Consider the following 18,794-nt stretch of genomic DNA (forward strand, 5'->3'; position numbering starts at 1 on the left):
CAAAACCAACCGGAAGAACGTCTTCCAGCCCACCACATTACCAGTTAACGCGGGGTGGAGCAGCCCGGTAGCTCGTCAGGCTCATAACCTGAAGGCCGCAGGTTCAAATCCTGCCCCCGCAACCAAATAATGCAATATACGAAACACAAAAGCCCCGCGGTCTCCGTGGGGCTTTTTGCGTTTACAGGGCAGGGCATTTCTTCACGCATAACCTCCGCGGTGCTCGAGACGGAAGGGCTATCGAGCGGCATCTTTGACAGGACATGCAGGCATAGGTCGTTCGATCACGCCCTCCGACTAAGCACCAGAGTTGGTGCCGGAGAGGTTGAAGCCAAATTATATCGTGGATCTCGTACAACCCCCGGAGCCTTGAAACATCGCCTCACCGGTTAACAGCCTCCAGTGTCCGGCCGATCCGCGACGCGGGAAGAAAGAGTGAAGCGCTCTGTTTCCTTCGATCGATCATCCATGTCCGGCTGATACTCTGCATCTCGTTGGTCGCGTTGAAATGCCAGCTTGGGCGATTCCTCCGACCACTCATGGCGAAAGACATAGAGGGCAGCGTTAAGCGCCGGCGACTCTGTTCTCACGGGAACCCCCTCAGGCGCATCGAGAAATTGTATTAAGTGTGCTTGATATTCAGGAGCGTAAACCAAAAGCTGCCCACGCAGCTCCGATAACGCCGGAGAACGCTCGCCAATTATTATCTGCGCTCCAAATACTGATCCAAAGGACAGGCCGGAAAGCTGACGTCGGCAAGTATGCGAAAGATTTACCTCCGAGGTGAATGTCGTGTCGTTGAGCATACAAGGCGTGTCGAATTCTAAACCGTTCGCATCCGTCTCACGTGGTCTCCTGTTCGTATCGCAACGCCGCTTGAGGAGGTGGCGTCACTTGCGTCTATGACCGGGCTAACCCGGTTAGGTGGATGATCACTCGGGAGGATTATCGGAGGGTACTGGAAGCGGCCAGTCTTGGTCGAACCTCCCATTGATCGTTTGACAGTCGAGAATGTCTCAGCCCTGACGGCTGAGACATTGATGTTCAAGCCATGGAGGAGATGGATATGAGCAAGAACCGAGGCGTTGTTTATTTGCGGCCAGGTCAGGTGGAGGTTCGTGATATTGACGATCCGAAGCTGGAAGCGCCGGATGGACGCAGGATCGAGCATGGCGTGATCCTGAAGGTGATCTCAACCAATATATGCGGATCTGACCAGCACATGGTGCGCGGTCGCACAACCGCCATGCCGGGCCTCGTGCTGGGCCACGAGATTACCGGCGAAGTTATTGAAAAGGGCATCGATGTCGAGATGCTGCAAGTCGGGGATATTGTCTCCGTTCCATTCAACGTGGCATGCGGTCGTTGCCGTTGCTGTAAGTCGCAAGATACCGGCGTATGCTTGACGGTCAATCCAGCCCGCGCGGGCGGTGCCTACGGCTATGTTGATATGGGCGGCTGGATTGGTGGACAAGCGAAGTACGTCACCATCCCCTATGCCGACTTTAATCTTTTGAAATTCCCCGATCGCGATAAGGCTATGTCGAAGATCCGCGACCTCACCATGCTGTCTGACATTCTTCCGACCGGCTTCCATGGCGCGGTCAAGGCCGGCGTGGGCGTCGGCTCTACGGTTTACGTCGCTGGCGCCGGTCCGGTCGGTCTCGCCGCTGCAGCATCGGCTCGCATTCTTGGTGCGGCCGTGGTGATGATCGGCGACTTCAACAAGGATCGTCTAGCCCATGCGGCAAAAGTCGGTTTTGAGCCTGTCGATCTGTCGAAGGGCGATCGGCTGGGTGACATGATTGCGCAGATCGTCGGCACCAATGAAGTCGATAGCGCGATCGATGCGGTTGGTTTTGAGGCACGCGGTCACGCCGGGGGCGAACAGCCTGCTATTGTTCTCAACCAGATGATGGAAATCACCCGACCTGCCGGTTCGATCGGCATACCCGGTCTTTATGTCACGGAAGATCCCGGTGCGGTGGATGATGCAGCCAAGCAAGGCAGCCTGTCTCTGCGCTTTGGTCTCGGTTGGGCAAAGGCGCAGTCTTTCCACACCGGACAGACGCCGGTGCTAAAATATAACCGGCAGCTGATGCAGGCCATTCTGCATGATCGCCTGCCGATCGCCGATATCGTCAATGCCAAGATCATCGCACTCGATGATGCGGTCCAAGGATACGAAAGTTTCGACCAGGGTGCTGCGACCAAGTTCGTTCTCGATCCGCATGGAGATCTGATCAAGGCCGCTTGACCGTCCAAGTTTCTTTTTGCGCTATTTAAACAAAAACGCCCGCGATCAAGTTGTCGCGGGCGTTTTTGTGTTTGTCGAAGATTGGCTAAGGTAGGATGTCGATAGAGCAGCTCTGGTGAACACGGGCTCACTTACACTCCTCAAACTCTTTGTTTTTTCGAATTTCCGGACGGAGAACCGATCACACTTTTGCTGGAAATGCTCTAGACGCCAGCCTTACTGCGATGGGCCGTCGTTGAAGCCGACTTCATCGACCAATTCGGATGCTTCCTTTCGGTGCGCGGCAATCTCCGTCAGCGATAAGGTGTCGGGCTTGATCGGACCAAAACCCTTGACGACATCGGAAGGCTGCGCGCCGGGCAGGACGGGGTATTCGAACACCTGCTTGGCGTAGATTTCCTGCGCCTCTCCAGATGCGAGGAATTCCATCAGCTTCAGAGCGTTTTCCTTGTTCGGTGCGTATTTGGTCATGGCGACACCGGAGATGTTGACGTGCGTGCCGCGGTCGTCAGCATTGGGGAAGATGACCTTGACGGCGTTTGCCCAGACTTTCTCTTCCGGTTCCTGCTCATTGGTCAGCATCAGGCCGACGTAATAGGTGTTGCCGAGCGCAATATCGCATTCGCCGGAATAGATGGACTTCGCCTGGCTGCGATCCGTGCCATCCGGCTTGCGTGCCAGATTGTTCTTCAAGCCGGTTAGCCACGTGCGGGTATAATCCAGTCCATGATGGGCAATCATCGAGGCGAAGAGGGCGATATTGTAGGAGTGCTGGCCGTCCCGAATGCAGATCTTGCCCTTCCATTTCGGATCGGCCAGTTCTTCATAGGTGATGCTTTGCTGCGGCACACGCTCCTTGGAGGCGTAGACAACGCGCCCTCTGGTCGTCAGTCCGAACCATTCGCCTTCCGGGTCGCGAAGATTGGCCGGAATATCCTTCTCGATGATCGGATCGTTGAGGACCGGCTGCGTCACGCCGCCTTCCTTGGCTTCCACCAGGCGCGCGATATCGACTGTCAGCAGAATGTCGGCGGGAGAGTTGACGCCTTCTGCCTGGATGCGTTCGACCAGACCCCTGTCGAGAAACAGGACATTGGTCTCAATTCCCGTCTCCTTGGCAAAGGCGTCAAGCAGGGGCTGGATCAATTCCGGCTGGCGGTAGGAGTAGACATTGACCTCACCACCGGCAAGGGACGGGGTGGCTGCGCCACAAGCGACAGATAACACCATACCGAGCGTTAGAAAGCTGGTTTTCAAGCTTGCCATACCACAGGTCTCCCTCAGCGCGCCGGGCGTCCATTTAGTGGATGCAAAAGAACGCGCGATTCCCGTTGAATCTACGCATCGTGTTTTCCGAAAACCGTTTCCGATTTTCGGGCCGATGCAGTAGGGTTGAATAGTGGAGTTGTTTGTTCATGAATCGGCATAAGCGTCAACGGCGAACCGCCGGAGTTTGCGCCGCGGAGGAAGATTTTTTCATTTCTGGAATTGTTCTAAAGTGAAAAACAAACTATATAACTCCACATTACCGACTAGGAGATCAGCATGCGTTTGACCAAACAGACCAACTATGCAGTCCGCATGTTGATGTATTGCGCCGCCAATGACGGCAATCTCAGCCGCATTCCCGAGATCGCAAAGGCTTACGGCGTATCGGAGCTGTTTCTCTTCAAAATTCTTCAGCCGCTGACCAAGGCTGGCCTCGTCGAAACCGTTCGTGGTCGCAACGGCGGTGTGAAGCTTGGCAAGCCGGCCGACAAGATAAGCCTTTTCGACGTGGTCAAAGTCACGGAAGACAGCTTTGCGATGGCGGAATGCTTCGAGGATGGCGCGGTGGAGTGTCCGCTCGTCGATAGCTGCGGCCTCAACTCTGCGCTTCGCAAGGCCTTGAATGCGTTCTTCGACGTCCTCACCGAGTACTCCATCGACGATCTCGTCAAGGCCCGCCCGCAAATCAACTTCCTGCTCGGCCTCGATCAGCTGGCGCCGCGCGTTCATACGCCGCCGGTTGCGGCCGCCTGATCAGAGCTTCAAGCAAGTGCCCGCAAGCCTGCCTGCAAGATTGCCGGCAGGCTTTTGTGTTTCAAGAGCTTGATTTCGCCAGCGATGAAGGGACAAGTGGAAACCTTATGCCTGCGTCCTGATTCCCACTGGTGCCATGATTTCCACATCCGAACTTTATCGATTTGCCCTGACTGTCTCCATCGGCAGTCTCGGTGCGCTGTTCGGAGCGCTGGTAGGCTTGCCAGCGCCGTTTCTCTGCGGACCTGCCCTTTCCGTCACGGCTGCAAGCCTCCTGGGCCTGACACTTTCGGTTCCTAAGAACCTGCGCAATGCGACCTTCGTGATTGTTGGCGTGTCGATGGGAGCGAACATCACGCCGGATGTTTTTCGAGCGGCCAGAACATGGCCCCTCAGCTTCGTTGCGGTGCTGATAACGGTCGTGGTTCTTCTTTACACGGCCTACTGGATCCTGCGTTTTGTCTTTCGCTATGACCATACGACGGCAATGCTTGGAGCGTCGCCCGGCCACTTGAGCTACATTATTAGTCTTACGGCAGAAACGAAAAGCGATCTGGCAACCGTCAGCGTAATCCAGAGTGTCCGTGTTCTGGCGCTGACGCTGTCCGTGCCGCTCATTGTCAAGTATCTCGATCTTGTCAGCATCGCGCCCTCCATTCTGCCGCCGCCCATGCCAGCGCTGGAACTTGGATTGACGCTGCTGGCGTCCCTGATCGTCGGTCTTCTTTTCATGCGCTGGCGCTTTCCTGCCGCACTGCTTCTGGGTGGTGTCGCTGTTTCCATCGGTTCGCACGTCACAGGCTTCTCCAGCGGCGGCGTACCGGATTGGCTTGCCATCCCCACCTACATCGTTCTTGGAAGCCTGATTGGCACCCGCTTCTCGCGCTCTTCGCTGAAGGATATGAGGAAGGCGTTTTTGGCTGGTGCCGTCGTGACTGTTGCCGTTGTCGTCCTTGCTTGCTCGATTGCCGTACTGATCTCAGACGTGACAGGTGTTCCGCTGAACGCGGTCATGATTGCTTTCGCGCCTGGTGGCCTTGAGACCATGGCCGCCATGGCGGTGATGATGCACGCGGACACTGCCTATGTCGGCTCGCACCATGTGCTGCGCCTGCTGTTCTTGTCGGTGCTCATGCCTTTCGTCATTGGCAAGCAAGCGCGCGGGCGTTGAAAGGCAACGGCTGTCGCCCTTTTTTTCTCAGCCACGATATTTCCTTGCAACCTTTTTGCAGTCCGCTTCGTTACGTCCTGCTGAACCGGGGACAGTCACTCATCAGAGTTGGTCAGAAAGACGAGGCATTGTCCTGCCCGAATAATCATTCCGAGTGGAGATTGCCCATGAACCGTCTGATGAAGCTGGCTGGCGCCGGATTCGCACTTGCTCTCTATGCATCGATTGCCCAGGCGCAAGTCGTCGTTTCGTCCAAGATCGACACCGAAGGAAGCGTTCTTGGCAACATCATCCAGTCGGTTCTGAACGTCAACAATATCGCCACCACCGATCGTATCCAGCTGGGTGCAACGCCTGTCGTGCGCAAGGCGATCATCGCAGGCGAAATCGATATCTACCCGGAATATACGGGTAACGCGGCCTTCTTCTTCGAAAAGGCAGACGATCCCATCTGGAAGGACGCAGCCAAAGCCTATGAAGAGGCCAAGACGCTGGACTACGATGCCAACAAGATCGTCTGGTTGTCTCCATCGCCCGCCAACAACACATGGGGCATCGCGGTTCGCAAGGACGTAGCTGACAAGAACAACCTCAAGACATTGAGCGACCTGGGCAAATTTGTTGCAGGTGGCGGCCAGATCGTCCTTGCCGCATCGTCCGAGTTCGTCAACTCTGCAGCAGCTCTTCCGGCCTTCCAGAAAACCTACGGGTTCACGCTGAAGCCGGAGCAACTGATCACCTTGTCCGGAGGAGATACGGCGGCTACCATTGCTGCAGCAGCCAACCAGACCAACAATGCCAATGCCGCCATGGTCTATGGCACGGACGGCGGCATCGCGCCTTCCGGTCTCGTTGTCCTGATGGATGACAAGAACGTGCAGCCGGTCTACCAGCCCGCGCCGATCATTCGCGAAGAGGTGCTGAAAAAGCATCCCGACATCGAGAAGGTGTTGAAACCCGTTTTTGAAAAGCTCGATCTCACCACCCTTCAGGAACTCAATGGCCGCGTTCAGGTGGGCGGAGAGCAGGCGAAGGCCGTTGCGCTCGATTTTCTCACCAAAAACGGCTTCGTGAAGTAAGAGGTGGCGTTGCAGCAAGAGACCGCCTTGCAGAAGCCGCAGAGCGTCACGCGACATATCGATAAGGTCGGCGTGCTGATATGCGGCCTGCTTCTCTATGCTGCATTCGTTCCGCCCTTTGTCAGTTTCCGTGCCAACCGGATCGTCCAGGGAGAAGGGCGCTTCCTCCTGGACAGCATGCCGACCTCTCTTGGCTATGGCCTGATTGGAATCATCTTTTTGGCCGCAGCAGTGGCGCTGTTTGTGGCAAACAAGAAAATCCGTCTGGCAACCGCTTTTGCTGCCCTGGTCGCGCTGGCGCTTGCCGTCGGTCTTTCTGCCTCCTCTCTCATTCCGCCTGAAAACACCTACGCCCGCGTCTCGATAGCCAGTGGTTTCTGGTTGGTGCTTGCTGGGCTGGTGGTTCTGGCAACGGATGCAATCGCGAGACTTGACCCCAAGCCGCTGACGCGTCTCATCCTGCTCGGGCTGGCTCTCTTGCTTCTTAGTGCCTTCCTGCTCTCCGGCCTGTGGGACGATCTTTCCATCATGAAAGAGTACCAAAGCCGCGCCGATATCTTCTGGACGGAAGCGCAGCGCCACCTTCAACTGGCTTTGGGCTCCGTCTTCGCCGCCATGCTGGCCGGCATACCTCTGGGAGTGCTCTGTTTCAAGGTGGAGCGCATCCACGCCGTCATGCTGAACAGTCTCAACATCGTCCAGACGATCCCATCCATCGCACTCTTCGGCCTCCTGATTGCGCCGCTCGGCTGGATCGGCACGCATGTTCCTGGCGCGTCGGACATCGGCATCAGGGGCATTGGCGCAGCCCCTGCTTTCGTCGCTCTGTTTCTCTATTCGTTGCTCCCGATCGTCTCAAACACCGTCGTCGGTCTTGCGGGCGTTTCGCCTGCTGTGCGCGATGCCGCGCGGGGCATTGGCATGACGGGCTGGCAAAGTCTGGTCAAGGTCGAGTTTCCTCTGGCGCTTCCCATCATATTGACCGGCATCCGCATCGTGCTGGTGCAGAATATCGGGCTTGCGACGATTGCAGCTCTCATCGGCGGCGGTGGCTTCGGCGTCTTCGTATTTCAGGGCATCGGCCAAACGGCCATGGACCTCGTTCTTCTGGGAACCATCCCAACCGTCATCTTAGGGTTTGCTGCAGCGATTCTGCTCGATGCCCTGATCGACAGCAATCTCCTGTCTGGAGGAAAAGCCGCATGATCGAGATCGAAAACCTCACCAAGCGTTATGGTGAAGCCACTGTGGTCGACAATGTGAGCCTTTCCATGCGCCCGAGAAGCGTCACGGTCATTGTCGGCACGTCGGGCTCGGGAAAGACGACGCTTCTGCGGATGGTCAACCGCCTCGTTGAGCCGACCGCCGGGGTCATCCGTATCGATGGGCGCAACGTTCTCGATCTACCGGGTTTCGAGCTTCGACGCAGCATCGGTTACGCCATCCAGGGACACGGACTTTTCCCACACAGGACGGTTGCGCAAAACATTGCAACCGTGCCGGAACTCCTTGGCTGGGACCGCCAGCGGATTTCTGCCAAAGTCGAAGAACTCCTCACGCTTTTCCAACTCGATTCGAATCTGTACGCCGATCGCTTCCCGAACGAATTGTCCGGCGGGCAACAACAGCGCGTCGGCGTGGCACGCGCGTTGGCAGCAGAGCCGAATATTCTCTTGATGGATGAGCCCTTTGGCGCACTCGACCCGATCATCCGCGCCAAGGCACAGGAAGATCTCCTGGCGATACAAAAGAAACTCGGCGTCACCATTATCCTCGTCACCCACGACATGGACGAAGCGTTCTTCCTGGCAGATCGGATCGCCGTCATGGATCGAGGGAAGATCGTGCAATATGGGCCGCCGGCAGAGCTTGTTCTGAACCCGGCTACGCCTTTCGTCAGGACGCTGATCGGTGAGCGGGAAAGGCCTCTGAGGCTGCTCTCCGTGGTAACGGTGTCGGAGATCGTCGAGGCCGGAGATGCGGAAGGCGAACCGCTGCCCGATGCGTTAAGCCAGCGCGATGCGCTTTCCGCCATGCTCTGGGCAGGACGTGACAGCCTACCGGTTATCGGTAGCGATGGACAGAAGATCGGACGCATTCGGCGCGATACGCTGCTGCAGCAAGCCGCGGGCCGCTCGTGAGAGGCGCGGACAAGAGAGCGTTGCTTGGACCGGTCCTTCTGCTGGGCCTCGCGCTTCTGCTTGCCGTCTTCCTGGTCAGCCCAAACACGTTTGCGCCGATCTTCGCGCCGCTCGTCCAGACCAACGCACCGGCCATTTACCAGCAAGCCGATCTTCTGTCGCTTACGCTGTCCCATCTCGCGATCGTGGGTGTGGCGACGCTGGCTGCAACACTCGTTGCCGCCACGCTTGCCGTCCTCGTCAGTCGTCCATTCGGTCGGGAATTTCTGCCGCTGTCGCGCAGCATCGTCAACATTGGGCAGACCTTTCCGCCGGTCGCCGTTCTGGCGCTGGCGGTGCCGATCATGGGCTTTGGCCAGAAGCCCACACTGGTTGCACTGTTTCTCTATGCGCTTCTTCCCGTCTTCGAAAATACCCTCACGGGGCTGACGACGGTTCCGGCATCAATCATCGAAGCCGCACGCGGCGCGGGCATGACCGGCTGGCAAAGGCTTTGGAGAATTGACGTGCCGCTTGCCATGCCGGCAATTCTTGCCGGTATTCGCCTCTCCGCAGTGATCAGCCTTTCGACTGCCACGATCGGTTCAACGGTTGCGGCGCGCACGTTGGGCGAGGTCATTATCGCCGGTCTGCAATCCAACAATCTTGCCTTCATTCTGCAGGGTGGCTTGATTGTGGCTGCACTCGCCATTTTGATCCATAGCACGCTTTCGATGCTGGAAACCAAAGTAGCGCGGCGTACAGGTCGCTGAAGCATTTTGTCTAGACAAGTCATTTTCCCTGTGAATTAATGCCCTCTAAAGAAGCGTCGAAAATCGTCGCTCAAAAATAAAGCAACAGGGGATCTATCATGAGAAAGACGCTGGGTTTTACCCTTCTTGCAGCCGCACTGTTTTCCACCACAGCCCATGCCGAAACATCCGTGACCATCGGCATGTCTGGCTGGACGGGCTTTGCGCCGCTGACGCTCGCCAAAGAAGCGGGTATTTTCGAAAAGAACGGTCTCAAGGTCGAGATCAAGAAGATCCCGCAGGCAAGCCGTCATCTGGCGCTCGCCTCGGGTGACGTTCAGTGCGCCGCGACCACTGTGGAAACCTGGATTGCATGGAACGCCAATGGCGTGAAATCCACGCAGATCTTCCAGATGGACAAGTCCCACGGTGCCGATGGCATGGCGGTTCGCAGCGATATCGCCAAGATTGCCGATCTCAAAGGTAAAACCATTGCCGCATCGGCACCCGGCACCTCGCCGTACTTCTTCCTCGCGTGGATCCTTAAGGAAAATGGTCTGACGCTTAAGGATGTGAAGGTGGTGAACCTGGAGCCCGGCCCGGCAGCACAGGCTTTTGTCGCCGGCCAGAACGATGCCGCGATGACCTATGAGCCCTATCTCTCCACGGTTCGTGCCGCACCCGACAAGGGCAAGATTATTGCTACCACGCTGGATTATCCGGCGGTTATGGACACATTCGGCTGCACGCCGGAATTCCTGAAAACCAACCCGGAAGCGGCGAAGGCGCTGGCGACGAGCTACTTCGAGGCGCTTGAAGCCATCAAGGCCGACCCCGAGAAAGCCTACGCGACAATGGGCGCGGATGTGAAGCAGTCTGGCGAAGCCTTCGGCAACTCCGCAAAGTTCCTCGAATGGCAGGACAAGGCAGCCAACCAGAAGTTCTTCGAAGGCGAGTTCAAGACGTTTTCGGAGAAGGCCGCCGATCTGCTTCTGGAAATCGGCGTCATCAAGTCGAAGCCCGATCTTTCTACGCTCGCCGATACCTCCTTCATCAAGTAATCGGCCATCACGCAATGACCTCGGGCGCGGCCTGCCGCCGCGCCCCGCCTCATGACTGCCGGGATACACATGCAGCCACTACAGCCTATCAGACACAGCACGCGGATTGCGCTCGGCATCCTGTTTTTCGTGCTGTTCTTCCTCGCCTGGGGTATCGCAACGCTGGGTGGGTTCGTTTCGCCCACCTTTCTCGCGGACCCTGTCACCATGCTGAAGGATGGGATCTACCTCCTGACCGAGCAAGGTTTCGCCTACGATATCGGCATGACCATCTGGCGCGTGGTCGGCGGCTTCGTTCTGGCAGCGATCGTGGCCGTTCCTCTCGGTATTGCCATGGGTGCCTATAAGCCGGTCGAAGCTTTGCTTGAGCCTTTCGTTTCCTTCGCACGCTATCTACCGGCGTCCGCTTTCGTCCCGCTTCTGATCCTTTGGGCTGGCATTGGCGAAATGCAGAAGCTGCTGGTGATCTTCATCGGTGCGGTGTTTCAGATCATCCTTATGATCGCCGTTGCCGTTGCCGGCACAAGACGTGATCTGGTCGAGGCTGCCTATACGCTCGGCGCCAAGGATCGCGGCGTTGTGCGCCGGGTCCTCATCCCCGCCAATGCACCGGATATTGCCGAGATTCTGCGGCTCGTTCTCGGCTGGGCGTGGACCTATGTCATCGTCGCCGAATTGATCGGCGCGTCGTCCGGCATCGGCTATATGATCATCAACAGCCAGGCGCTGATGGCGACGGGCCAGATCATTTTCGGCATCATCGTCATCGGTGTCATCGGCCTCATCTCGGACTTTGCCTTCAAGTCTCTCAATCGCAAACTGTTCGCCTGGAGGCTTGCCTGATGAATGAACTCGTCATCCAGGGCGTGAGCCGCACCTTTCCGGGCGTGCGCGGCGGCACGCCGACACTTGCCCTGCAGCCGACGGATCTCGAAATTCCCAGGAACGACTTCGTCACCATTCTCGGGCCATCCGGCTGCGGAAAATCGACGCTGCTTCGTATCATCGCTGGCCTCGATCGCCCGACCACCGGCAAGGTCCTGCTGGCTGGCCAGGAAGTGAAGGGACCAGGTGCCGATCGCGGCATGGTCTTCCAGTCCTACACGCTGTTTCCCTGGCTCACCGTGCGCGAAAACGTGGCCTTTGGCCTGCGTGAACGCGGCGTGGCGGAGAAAGAGAAATGGGACATTGTCGATAGCTACATCGATAAGGTGGGTTTGAGAGGCTTCGAGAACCACTGGCCGAAACAACTGTCTGGCGGCATGCAGCAGAGAACGGCGATTGCCAGAGCGCTGGCCAACGGTCCGCGCATTCTGCTGCTCGATGAACCCTTCGGCGCGCTGGACAACCAGACGCGCGGCCTCATGCAGGAACTGCTGCTGGGCATATGGGAGCGGGAGCAGAAGACGGTGATCTTCGTCACCCATGATATCGAGGAAGCGGTGTTCATGGCAAACCGAGTGGTGACGATGTCGGCGCGTCCGGGCCGCATTAAGTCCATCACCCCGGTCGATCTGCCGCATCCGCGTCATTACACGGTCAAGGCTAGCCCGGAATTTTCCGAGTTGCGTGCAAGGCTCACCGATGAAATCCGTGAAGAAGCCATTGCGGCGGCAGCCCATGGCTAAGCACGGGAGACGGTGATATCAGGCGGGCCATGGAAGCGCCGTGCGTCCGACAGGACGCACAAAGCACGCTTCACCTTTTGATTAGACGCATCGTGCATTTCAGAAAATCGATTTCGATTTTTTAGCCGGCGCTGTAACGGAACGAAGACCATGGCTGAAACGGCCGCACCGCAGGAAAAGTCTTTGCACGAGCGCATCATGAGCGACGTGGAGGGGCGGATTCTGTCTGGCGAATGGCCGCCCGGTTATCGTATTCCCTTCGAGCACGAGTTGACGAAGGAGTATGATTGCTCCCGCATGACGGTGAACAAGGCGCTGACCGAACTGGTCAAGAAAGGCCTGATCGAGCGCCGTCGCCGTTCCGGCAGTTTCGTGACCCGTCCGCATGTCCAATCCGCCGTTCTGGCAATTCACGATATCCAGCGTGAAGTCCAGCAGATGGGACTTGTCTATGGCTATCGGCTGGACGATCGCGAACTGCGCAAGGCAACGTCTCAAGATCGCGCTGCGCTGGAGGTGAAGGCGGGCGCCAGTATTCTCTCGCTGACCTGCCGGCATTTCACCGGCGACACACCCTTTTGCCTCGAGGACCGCATCATCAACGTCTCAGCTGTGCCAGAGGCCAAAGATGCGGATTTCTCCTCCGTCGGTCCGGGTTCATGGCTTTTGCAGATGGTACCCTGGAGCGCTGCCGAGCATCGCATCCGCGCCATATCGGCGGATCGCCGGATTGCCGATGCGCTTGCCATTCCCGTCGGTACCGCCTGCCTCGTCGTTGAGCGGCGAACCTGGCACGGGCAGACCTACGTGACCCATGTCACGGTAACCTATCCGGGCGAGCGCCATGAACTCGTGGCGCAATTCCTGCCCATGCAGCAGCAGTGATCCTTCGCGATCGCGAATGGAAAAAACATCGCTTCGTCACGCATGTTTTTCCAAAAGATGAGTTTACAGCTCCGGTTTATGCAATGTATTAGTTGCTAATCTTACTCCACTTATAGCGGATCGGGCTTGCATGTCTGCTATTCGGGTGCGGGTGAGGGCAATGCCGATGCGTCTGGTCGTCGTGCAGTACAGAAAACCCGGGACCATCTGATGACCTCCATACTCTCGATTTCTTCGTCCAAAGCTGCAATAGCGCCATGGATGCGTTGCCGACACGCGGCGCTGGCAATGACCGTGATGATCTGCGCCTCTTCTGTCCAGGCTGTCGCTCAGACGGCTGCGCCATCCCAAGGCGTGCTAGCCGCACCGCAGACCCAGGCTCCTTCGCCGGCTACGAATTCTGCTCCGCCCGTTTCCGTTCAGCCATCGCCAGCGACGCAGGTGCCGCAAGCCGCCCCACAGGATCAGCAGGCGCCTGCTGCGACCGCTCCCTCTCCGGCGACCGAGGCTCCAGCTCAACCGTCTGGCGCGCAGACACCGCCAGCAGCACAGCCAGGCCCATCCAGTGAGGCGCTTTCTCCGGTAGAGGTGAGCACGGATGAACGGTCCGATATTCCTCACAACCTGTCCCCTTGGGGCATGTTCATGGCCGCAGACTGGGTCGTCAAAAGCGTCATGATCGGCCTTGCTCTCGCCTCGCTCGCAACCTGGACGGTCTGGCTGGCGAAGTCGATCGAGCTTGCCGCCGCGCGCGTGCGTGCAGGATCAACACTGAAGATCGTTCACAAGGCAAAGACGCTGGCTGAAGCCACTGAAGCCGTCGAAAACAAGGGCGGTCCTGCCGCCTTGATGCTGCGCATGGCAACCCACGAAATGACCCTGTCGGATGCAGTCGTTGCTCACACGGATGGCGGTGGCATCAAGGAGCGGGTTTCCTCAATCCTCTCGCGCATCGAAACCCATGCGGGTCGCCGCATGTCGCGCGGCACGGGCGTTCTGGCCTCCATCGGTTCGATATCACCCTTCGTTGGCCTCTTCGGCACGGTCTGGGGCATCATGAACGCCTTTATCGGTATCTCGGAATCGCAGACAACCAACCTTGCCGTCGTTGCGCCCGGTATCGCCGAGGCCTTGCTGGCGACGGCGATCGGTCTGGTTGCTGCTATTCCGGCAGTGGTGATCTACAACGTCTTTGCCCGATCCATTACCGGCTATCGTCATCTGCTGGCCGATGTTGCCGCAGGCGTGGAGCGTCTCGTCAGCCGCGACCTCGATTTCCGCCGCATCCCGCCGGGTAGTGCCAGCAAGCCCCAGGTCTCACTGGTGGGACGATAAGATCATGGCAGGCGGTATCCGAGAGAGCCACGGGGAAGAGCTTCCCGAAAACCACGAAATCAACGTCACGCCGTTCATCGACGTAATGCTGGTGCTGCTTATCATCTTCATGGTGGCTGCACCGCTTGCGACCGTGGATGTGAATGTCGACCTTCCGGCCTCGACGGCAAAACCCGCCGAGCGTCCGGACGAGCCGCTCTATCTGACGGTGAAGGACGACCTGTCGCTCAATCTCGGCAATGATGCGGTGGGGCGCGAAGCATTGGCCTCCAGCCTCGACGCCAAAACGGGCGGCAAGAAGGACACGCGTATCTTTCTGCGCGCTGACAAGGCTGTGGATTACGGCCACTTCATGGAGATCATGAACCTGCTGCGTGACAGCGGCTATCTGAAGATCGCGCTTGTCGGGCTGGAAGGCGTTGCGGGCGAAGCTCCAGCAGGTGCGCCGGCCTCTGGTTACAGTCAGCCGCAGGTCAGCCAGCCTGCATCTGGCCCGAATGGAGGGTCGCAGTGACGGAAACCGTCTACCCTCGTTCCAGACAATCCCGCTTCGGAGAGGTCGCACTCTGGTCCGCGGCGGCACTGGTGATGGTCTCGGTGCACGCCGCAGGCGCCTACTATCTCATGCGGGAAAATCCTGAGCAACCGGGCGATAACGCCCCTCAGGCGGCGATCATGATCGAGCTTGCGGCCTTGCCGGAGGCTGTCAACACCGACCAGACGGTCGAGGCCAATGACGAAGTCGAGACGGAAGAAGTCAAAAGCAACGTCACCCAGCCTGTGGAAGAGCCTCGGCCCGAAGAACCACCCCCGGAGCCCGTTCCAGAGCCCGTCGCCGAAGAACCACCGCCAGAGCCTGAGCCCGCACCGGAGGTGCCGCCTGAGGTCGTCCAGCCTGTAGAGCCACCGCCGCCGGAGCCGGTTCAGGAGGTCGATCCCATCGAGCAGCAGCAGGTAGCGGAACTCGAAAATGTCGAGGTTCCTCTTCCCATGCTTCGTCCGCCACCGCATCCGCCGGTACAAAAGAAGGTGGAGAAGGACAAGGAGCCCGAAAAGAAGCGGGTGCAAAAGCCGACGCAGGCGCCACAGCAATCCCAGCGCCGTGATGTGGCCAAGGCAGAAGCAACCCAGTCCGATAGAACAGCTGCTTCACGCAATAGCGCAGGCTCTGCCTCACCTTCCGTCTCTCCCGCAGACTGGGCATCGAAGGTTCAAAGCGCTGTCGCTCGCCGCATCGTTCGCGGTGCGGGCCGCTCCGGCATGACGGTGACGGTATCCTTCGTGGTGCAGAATGACGGTTCTATCGGCCGGCTGAGCGTGGTCAAATCCACAGGCGATGAGGCAGTCGACGCCAAGATCAAATCGTCGATCGGCAAGGCATCGGTTTCGACGCCACCTCCCGGTGCGCAGACGTCCTTCGTCCTTCCTGTGCAGGTCAGGTAGCGGACGCTCGCAGGACGATCGTGTTCCTCCTGCTGTCAACTCTCCACGGTGAATTGCACGACATCAGCCGGAAAGCGGCTGGTGCCGAACTGTATCGGATGTCCGTCCATGTCGACATTCAGGGAATCGGAGACGAGGAGAATGGCACCCGGCGACAGCTCGAGATCGGCCAGATCGTCGGCTTCCGCATGGCGGGCAGAGACTGTGGTCGAAGCCCGGACATAGTCGGCCACGCCGGATCGCTTCAGCGCCTCTGTAATTGAGCCCGTGTCGTCATAGTCAGTGGCGATGCCGGCGAAGCGCTCAGCCGGAAACCAGGATGTCGAACGCGACACCGGCTTTTGATCGACCTTGCGCAGCAACTCCAGTCGAATGAGCGGCGTGCCCGGCGCCACATTCAGCTTCTCGGCAAGAGTTGTCGTCGCTCCCTCGAGGGAATGCGCCAAGAGCAGCCCTTCCATCTCCCGTGCCTGATCGCCAAGACCAGCGGTAAAGCGTGTTCGCTTCGAGATTGGGAAACTCAGGCGATCCTTGCGGGTAATCAGTGTTCCCCGGCCTTGCAGCGCCTGAACGATACCTTCATCCGCAAGTGCTGCGATGGCACCCCGGACCGTATGGCGGTTAACGCCAAAACGTTCTGCCAGCACCATCTCTGATGGCAACATGCCGGTGCCGTCATATTCGCCCGCAGCAATCGCCGTTCTGATCCGGTCGGCGATCTGGCGCCAAAGCGCCACGCCATTCTTCTTTCGCATATTGTTCGTCAGGGTCATGTCACACGCTTGTCATGCTGGAGGCTTACATCTAAGCTATCTTGTATGGTTGTCTATATCAATAGACGTTTGAGGATAAAATGAACGAACCGACCGAAATTCAAGAGGCGAGAAAGCGGGCCGCAGGGCTGCTGGCCCGTGCGACGGTTGAAGAGCTTCTCAATTGCTGGAGCGCTCTGGATGCCAAGCCGCGAGTCGAAAAGGTACGTGGACCGGAAACCGGGCTCGTCATGGTGCGCGGAAAGATCGGCGGCGGCGGTTCGCCCTTCAATCTCGGAGAGGCAACCGTGACGCGCGCCACCGTCAAGCTTGCCTCCGGCACGATCGGCCATGCCCATGCGCTTGGCACCAGCCGCAAGCAGGCGTGGTACGCGGCAATCGCCGATGCGCTTTGGCAGGAAGAGACGACCCGTCCTCTCGTTGAGCGCGAGGTCCTCTCTGTGGTCGCATCTCGTCTTGAAAAACGCAAGACCAATGCCATTCAGCAAACCGCCGCAACCCGCGTCGATTTCTTCACCATGGTACGGGGAGACGACTAATGTCCGCCAACGCCAATATCGTAACCGGCGGCTTCTCCGATCCGGTCTTCGATTCCCAGCACATTTTCAAAGCCGTCATGGATGGCATGGCACGCCCAGGTAAGGTGCAATCCTTCGATCTGCCGATCCAGCCGCCAAGCCCGCTCGGCAAGGCTGCCGGCGGCATTCTCCTGACACTTTCAGATTACGAAATCCCCGTCTGGATGAATGGTGCCTTTTCGAAGTCGGTCGTGCCGAGCTGGCTCTCCTTCCACACGGGAGCGCAGACTGCGGCAACCAAAGCCGAAGCCCGTTTTGCGGTGCTCGATGCCGCAAGCCAGCTCTCCTCTTTCGATCTTTTCGCCCAGGGCACGCAGGAATATCCCGACCGATCCGCAACGATCATCATCGAAGTGCCGGATTTGACCGGCGGTCCAAAGCTCCGGCTTACCGGCCCCGGCATTCGGGACCGCGAGATCATAGAGCCTACAGGCCTTCCTGACATCTTCCTTCGTCTGTGGAGCGAGAACCGCGCCGTCTTCCCGCGTGGCGTCGATGTGATCCTCACCTGCGGCAGCCACTTCATCTGCCTGCCGCGTTCCACCCGTATCGAGCTGGAGGCCTGAGCCATGTATGTCGCCGTTAAGGGCGGGGAAACCGCCATTGCCAATGCGCATCGCCTGCTTGCCGACCGGCGCCGTGGAGATCGCAACCTGCCCGCCATGACGATCGGCCAGATCGTCGAGCAACTCGGCCTTGCCATCGACAGGGTGATGGCGGAAGCCTCGCTCTACGATCGGGCGCTTGCCGCGCTCGCGGTCAAACAATCGCGCGGCGATATGATCGAGGCGATTTTCCTGCTGCGCGCCTATCGCACCACCTTGCCGCGCTTCGGCTATTCCAGGCCGGTCGAAACCGGCGAGATGCTGGTTGAACGCCGCGTGTCCGCAACCTACAAGGATCTGCCCGGCGGACAGTTGCTCGGCCCCACCTTCGATTACACCCACCGCCTGCTCGATCCATCCCTTCTTGAGGATGGCGAGGTCGATGAGCCTGTACTGCGCGATTCAGAGCCGGAACATATCATGCGGGTGTCGGAAATTCTGGCGGAAGAAGGCCTGATCGAAAGCGACGGCGAAATGCCGGAGGAGCATGTTCCCGGCGACCTGACCCGCGAGCCCATGGAGTTCCCCATGGCACGAGACCTGCGCCTGCAATCGCTTGCCCGCGGTGATGAAGGCTTTCTTCTGGCTCTGGCCTACTCAACGCAGCGCGGCTACGGTCGCACCCACCCTTTTGTCGGTGAGGTGAGAATCGGTGAGGTCGAGGTGGAGCTGGATATTCCCGAACTCGGCTTTGCCGTTTCCATCGGCGATGTTCAGGTCACCGAATGCCAGATGGTCAACCAGTTCAAGGGTTCGGCCAAGGCACCGCCGCAATTCACCCGCGGCTACGGGCTGGTGTTCGGCCAGAGCGAACGCAAGGCCATGGCTATGTCGCTCGTGGACCGTGCTCTTCGTGCTGACGAGTTCGGTGAAGATAGAACCGCACCGGCCCAAGACGAAGAGTTTGTGATTTCACATGCTGACAATGTTCAGGCGACGGGCTTCGTCGAGCATTTAAAGCTGCCGCATTACGTCGATTTCCAGGCTGAACTTGGTCTTGTCAGAAAGATGCGCGCCGATTTCGAGGCTGCGCAAAGAACACAAGAGGGTTGGTTGAACGATGCTGCCGAATAAAGACTTGGTCT

19 protein-coding genes and 1 tRNA gene are annotated in these 18,794 nt (G+C 58.5%); 18 read left to right on the top strand and 2 right to left on the bottom strand.

What is annotated here, in order from left to right:
- Positions 1-48 precede the first annotated feature (48 nt).
- Both QZ869_RS13565 and fdhA read left to right on the top strand, forming a co-directional pair.
- Positions 49-125: transfer RNA gene (locus QZ869_RS13565), tRNA-Met, on the top strand.
- A gap of 941 nt (positions 126-1,066) precedes the next feature.
- Complete coding sequence (gene fdhA, locus QZ869_RS13570) at positions 1,067-2,257, top strand: formaldehyde dehydrogenase, glutathione-independent (protein WP_296016657.1); 1,191 nt, start codon at positions 1,067-1,069, stop codon at positions 2,255-2,257.
- 216 nt (positions 2,258-2,473) lie between these two features.
- Here fdhA and QZ869_RS13575 read toward each other — a convergent pair whose 3' ends face one another.
- Positions 2,474-3,487 (bottom strand): Fe(3+) ABC transporter substrate-binding protein, encoded by a 1,014-nt coding sequence (locus QZ869_RS13575; protein ID WP_296105721.1) that lies wholly within the window; start codon positions 3,485-3,487, stop codon positions 2,474-2,476.
- Positions 3,488-3,802: 315 nt separating this feature from the next.
- On the opposite strand from QZ869_RS13575, the gene rirA reads away from it, so the two are divergent.
- The 13 genes from rirA (at position 3,803) to QZ869_RS13640 (ending at position 15,753) form a co-directional block, all read left to right on the top strand.
- Positions 3,803-4,279, top strand: coding sequence for an iron-responsive transcriptional regulator RirA (rirA, locus tag QZ869_RS13580; protein ID WP_296038528.1), 477 nt, complete (start codon positions 3,803-3,805; stop codon positions 4,277-4,279).
- 136 nt (positions 4,280-4,415) lie between these two features.
- Positions 4,416-5,450, top strand: a complete 1,035-nt coding sequence (locus QZ869_RS13585) for an AbrB family transcriptional regulator (RefSeq protein WP_296105436.1) — start codon at positions 4,416-4,418, stop codon at positions 5,448-5,450.
- Positions 5,451-5,617: 167 nt separating this feature from the next.
- Entirely contained in the window at positions 5,618-6,529 is a 912-nt protein-coding gene (locus QZ869_RS13590; protein WP_296016651.1) for an ABC transporter substrate-binding protein, read from the top strand.
- A gap of 9 nt (positions 6,530-6,538) precedes the next feature.
- Positions 6,539-7,735, top strand: a complete 1,197-nt coding sequence (locus QZ869_RS13595) for an ABC transporter permease (RefSeq protein ID WP_296105438.1) — start codon at positions 6,539-6,541, stop codon at positions 7,733-7,735.
- The gene (locus QZ869_RS13600) at positions 7,732-8,670 is read left to right on the top strand and encodes an ABC transporter ATP-binding protein (RefSeq protein ID WP_296105440.1); all 939 of its coding nucleotides are present in this window, start codon (positions 7,732-7,734) and stop codon (positions 8,668-8,670) included. Before QZ869_RS13595 ends, QZ869_RS13600 begins: the two co-directional genes overlap by 4 nt.
- Before the next feature lie 20 nt (positions 8,671-8,690).
- On the top strand, positions 8,691-9,422 hold the full coding sequence (locus tag QZ869_RS13605; protein ID WP_296016647.1) for an ABC transporter permease: 732 nt from the start codon (positions 8,691-8,693) through the stop codon (positions 9,420-9,422).
- Positions 9,423-9,520: 98 nt separating this feature from the next.
- Positions 9,521-10,462 (top strand): ABC transporter substrate-binding protein, encoded by a 942-nt coding sequence (locus QZ869_RS13610; protein WP_296038521.1) that lies wholly within the window; start codon positions 9,521-9,523, stop codon positions 10,460-10,462.
- A gap of 69 nt (positions 10,463-10,531) precedes the next feature.
- Positions 10,532-11,305, top strand: a complete 774-nt coding sequence (locus QZ869_RS13615; RefSeq protein ID WP_296105441.1) for an ABC transporter permease — start codon at positions 10,532-10,534, stop codon at positions 11,303-11,305.
- Positions 11,305-12,090: an ABC transporter ATP-binding protein gene (locus QZ869_RS13620; protein ID WP_296038518.1), complete on the top strand. Its 786-nt coding sequence runs from the start codon at positions 11,305-11,307 to the stop codon at positions 12,088-12,090. Before QZ869_RS13615 ends, QZ869_RS13620 begins: the two co-directional genes overlap by 1 nt.
- Positions 12,091-12,240: 150 nt before the next feature.
- Positions 12,241-12,975, top strand: coding sequence for a histidine utilization repressor (gene hutC, locus QZ869_RS13625; RefSeq protein ID WP_296105443.1), 735 nt, complete (start codon positions 12,241-12,243; stop codon positions 12,973-12,975).
- A gap of 210 nt (positions 12,976-13,185) precedes the next feature.
- Positions 13,186-14,310, top strand: a complete 1,125-nt coding sequence (exbB, locus tag QZ869_RS13630; protein ID WP_296105444.1) for a tonB-system energizer ExbB — start codon at positions 13,186-13,188, stop codon at positions 14,308-14,310.
- A 4-nt stretch (positions 14,311-14,314) separates the two neighbouring features.
- Positions 14,315-14,824, top strand: a complete 510-nt coding sequence (gene exbD / locus QZ869_RS13635) for a TonB system transport protein ExbD (RefSeq protein WP_296105446.1) — start codon at positions 14,315-14,317, stop codon at positions 14,822-14,824.
- Positions 14,821-15,753, top strand: coding sequence for a TonB family protein (locus QZ869_RS13640; RefSeq protein ID WP_296105448.1), 933 nt, complete (start codon positions 14,821-14,823; stop codon positions 15,751-15,753). The genes exbD and QZ869_RS13640 overlap by 4 nt, the downstream gene beginning before the upstream one ends.
- 35 nt (positions 15,754-15,788) lie before the next feature.
- On the opposite strand, the gene phnF is transcribed toward QZ869_RS13640, so the two are convergent.
- Positions 15,789-16,526, bottom strand: a complete 738-nt coding sequence (gene phnF, locus QZ869_RS13645; RefSeq protein WP_296105449.1) for a phosphonate metabolism transcriptional regulator PhnF — start codon at positions 16,524-16,526, stop codon at positions 15,789-15,791.
- 80 nt (positions 16,527-16,606) lie between these two features.
- Between phnF and phnG the strand changes: the two genes are divergently transcribed.
- Genes phnG through QZ869_RS13660 form a run of 3 tightly spaced genes read left to right on the top strand, consistent with a single transcriptional unit; the run spans position 16,607 to position 18,783 of the window.
- Entirely contained in the window at positions 16,607-17,065 is a 459-nt protein-coding gene (gene phnG, locus QZ869_RS13650; RefSeq protein WP_296038509.1) for a phosphonate C-P lyase system protein PhnG, read from the top strand.
- Positions 17,065-17,670 (top strand): phosphonate C-P lyase system protein PhnH, encoded by a 606-nt coding sequence (phnH, locus tag QZ869_RS13655; RefSeq protein ID WP_296105451.1) that lies wholly within the window; start codon positions 17,065-17,067, stop codon positions 17,668-17,670. Before phnG ends, phnH begins: the two co-directional genes overlap by 1 nt.
- Positions 17,671-17,673: 3 nt before the next feature.
- On the top strand, positions 17,674-18,783 hold the full coding sequence (locus QZ869_RS13660; protein WP_296038506.1) for a carbon-phosphorus lyase complex subunit PhnI: 1,110 nt from the start codon (positions 17,674-17,676) through the stop codon (positions 18,781-18,783).
- Positions 18,784-18,794: the final 11 nt, after the last annotated feature.

Source organism: uncultured Agrobacterium sp., assembly GCF_913777885.1.
GTDB lineage: Bacteria > Pseudomonadota > Alphaproteobacteria > Rhizobiales > Rhizobiaceae > Agrobacterium.

Bases quoted from the DNA above. Each gene is read 5' to 3' on its own strand.
- QZ869_RS13590 (WP_296016651.1), top strand. From the start codon at position 5,618: ATGAACCGTCTGATGAAGCTGGCTGGCGCCGGATTCGCACTTGCTCTC.
- phnG (WP_296038509.1), top strand. From the start codon at position 16,607: ATGAACGAACCGACCGAAATTCAAGAGGCGAGAAAGCGGGCCGCAGGG.
- phnF (WP_296105449.1), bottom strand. From the start codon at position 16,526: ATGACCCTGACGAACAATATGCGAAAGAAGAATGGCGTGGCGCTTTGG.
- hutC (WP_296105443.1), top strand. From the start codon at position 12,241: ATGGCTGAAACGGCCGCACCGCAGGAAAAGTCTTTGCACGAGCGCATC.
- QZ869_RS13610 (WP_296038521.1), top strand. From the start codon at position 9,521: ATGAGAAAGACGCTGGGTTTTACCCTTCTTGCAGCCGCACTGTTTTCC.
- QZ869_RS13575 (WP_296105721.1), bottom strand. From the start codon at position 3,487: ATGGTGTTATCTGTCGCTTGTGGCGCAGCCACCCCGTCCCTTGCCGGT.
- QZ869_RS13660 (WP_296038506.1), top strand. From the start codon at position 17,674: ATGTATGTCGCCGTTAAGGGCGGGGAAACCGCCATTGCCAATGCGCAT.
- QZ869_RS13600 (WP_296105440.1), top strand. From the start codon at position 7,732: ATGATCGAGATCGAAAACCTCACCAAGCGTTATGGTGAAGCCACTGTG.
- phnH (WP_296105451.1), top strand. From the start codon at position 17,065: ATGTCCGCCAACGCCAATATCGTAACCGGCGGCTTCTCCGATCCGGTC.
- QZ869_RS13615 (WP_296105441.1), top strand. From the start codon at position 10,532: ATGCAGCCACTACAGCCTATCAGACACAGCACGCGGATTGCGCTCGGC.
- QZ869_RS13620 (WP_296038518.1), top strand. From the start codon at position 11,305: ATGAATGAACTCGTCATCCAGGGCGTGAGCCGCACCTTTCCGGGCGTG.
- exbD (WP_296105446.1), top strand. From the start codon at position 14,315: ATGGCAGGCGGTATCCGAGAGAGCCACGGGGAAGAGCTTCCCGAAAAC.
- fdhA (WP_296016657.1), top strand. From the start codon at position 1,067: ATGAGCAAGAACCGAGGCGTTGTTTATTTGCGGCCAGGTCAGGTGGAG.
- rirA (WP_296038528.1), top strand. From the start codon at position 3,803: ATGCGTTTGACCAAACAGACCAACTATGCAGTCCGCATGTTGATGTAT.
- QZ869_RS13585 (WP_296105436.1), top strand. From the start codon at position 4,416: ATGATTTCCACATCCGAACTTTATCGATTTGCCCTGACTGTCTCCATC.
- exbB (WP_296105444.1), top strand. From the start codon at position 13,186: ATGACCTCCATACTCTCGATTTCTTCGTCCAAAGCTGCAATAGCGCCA.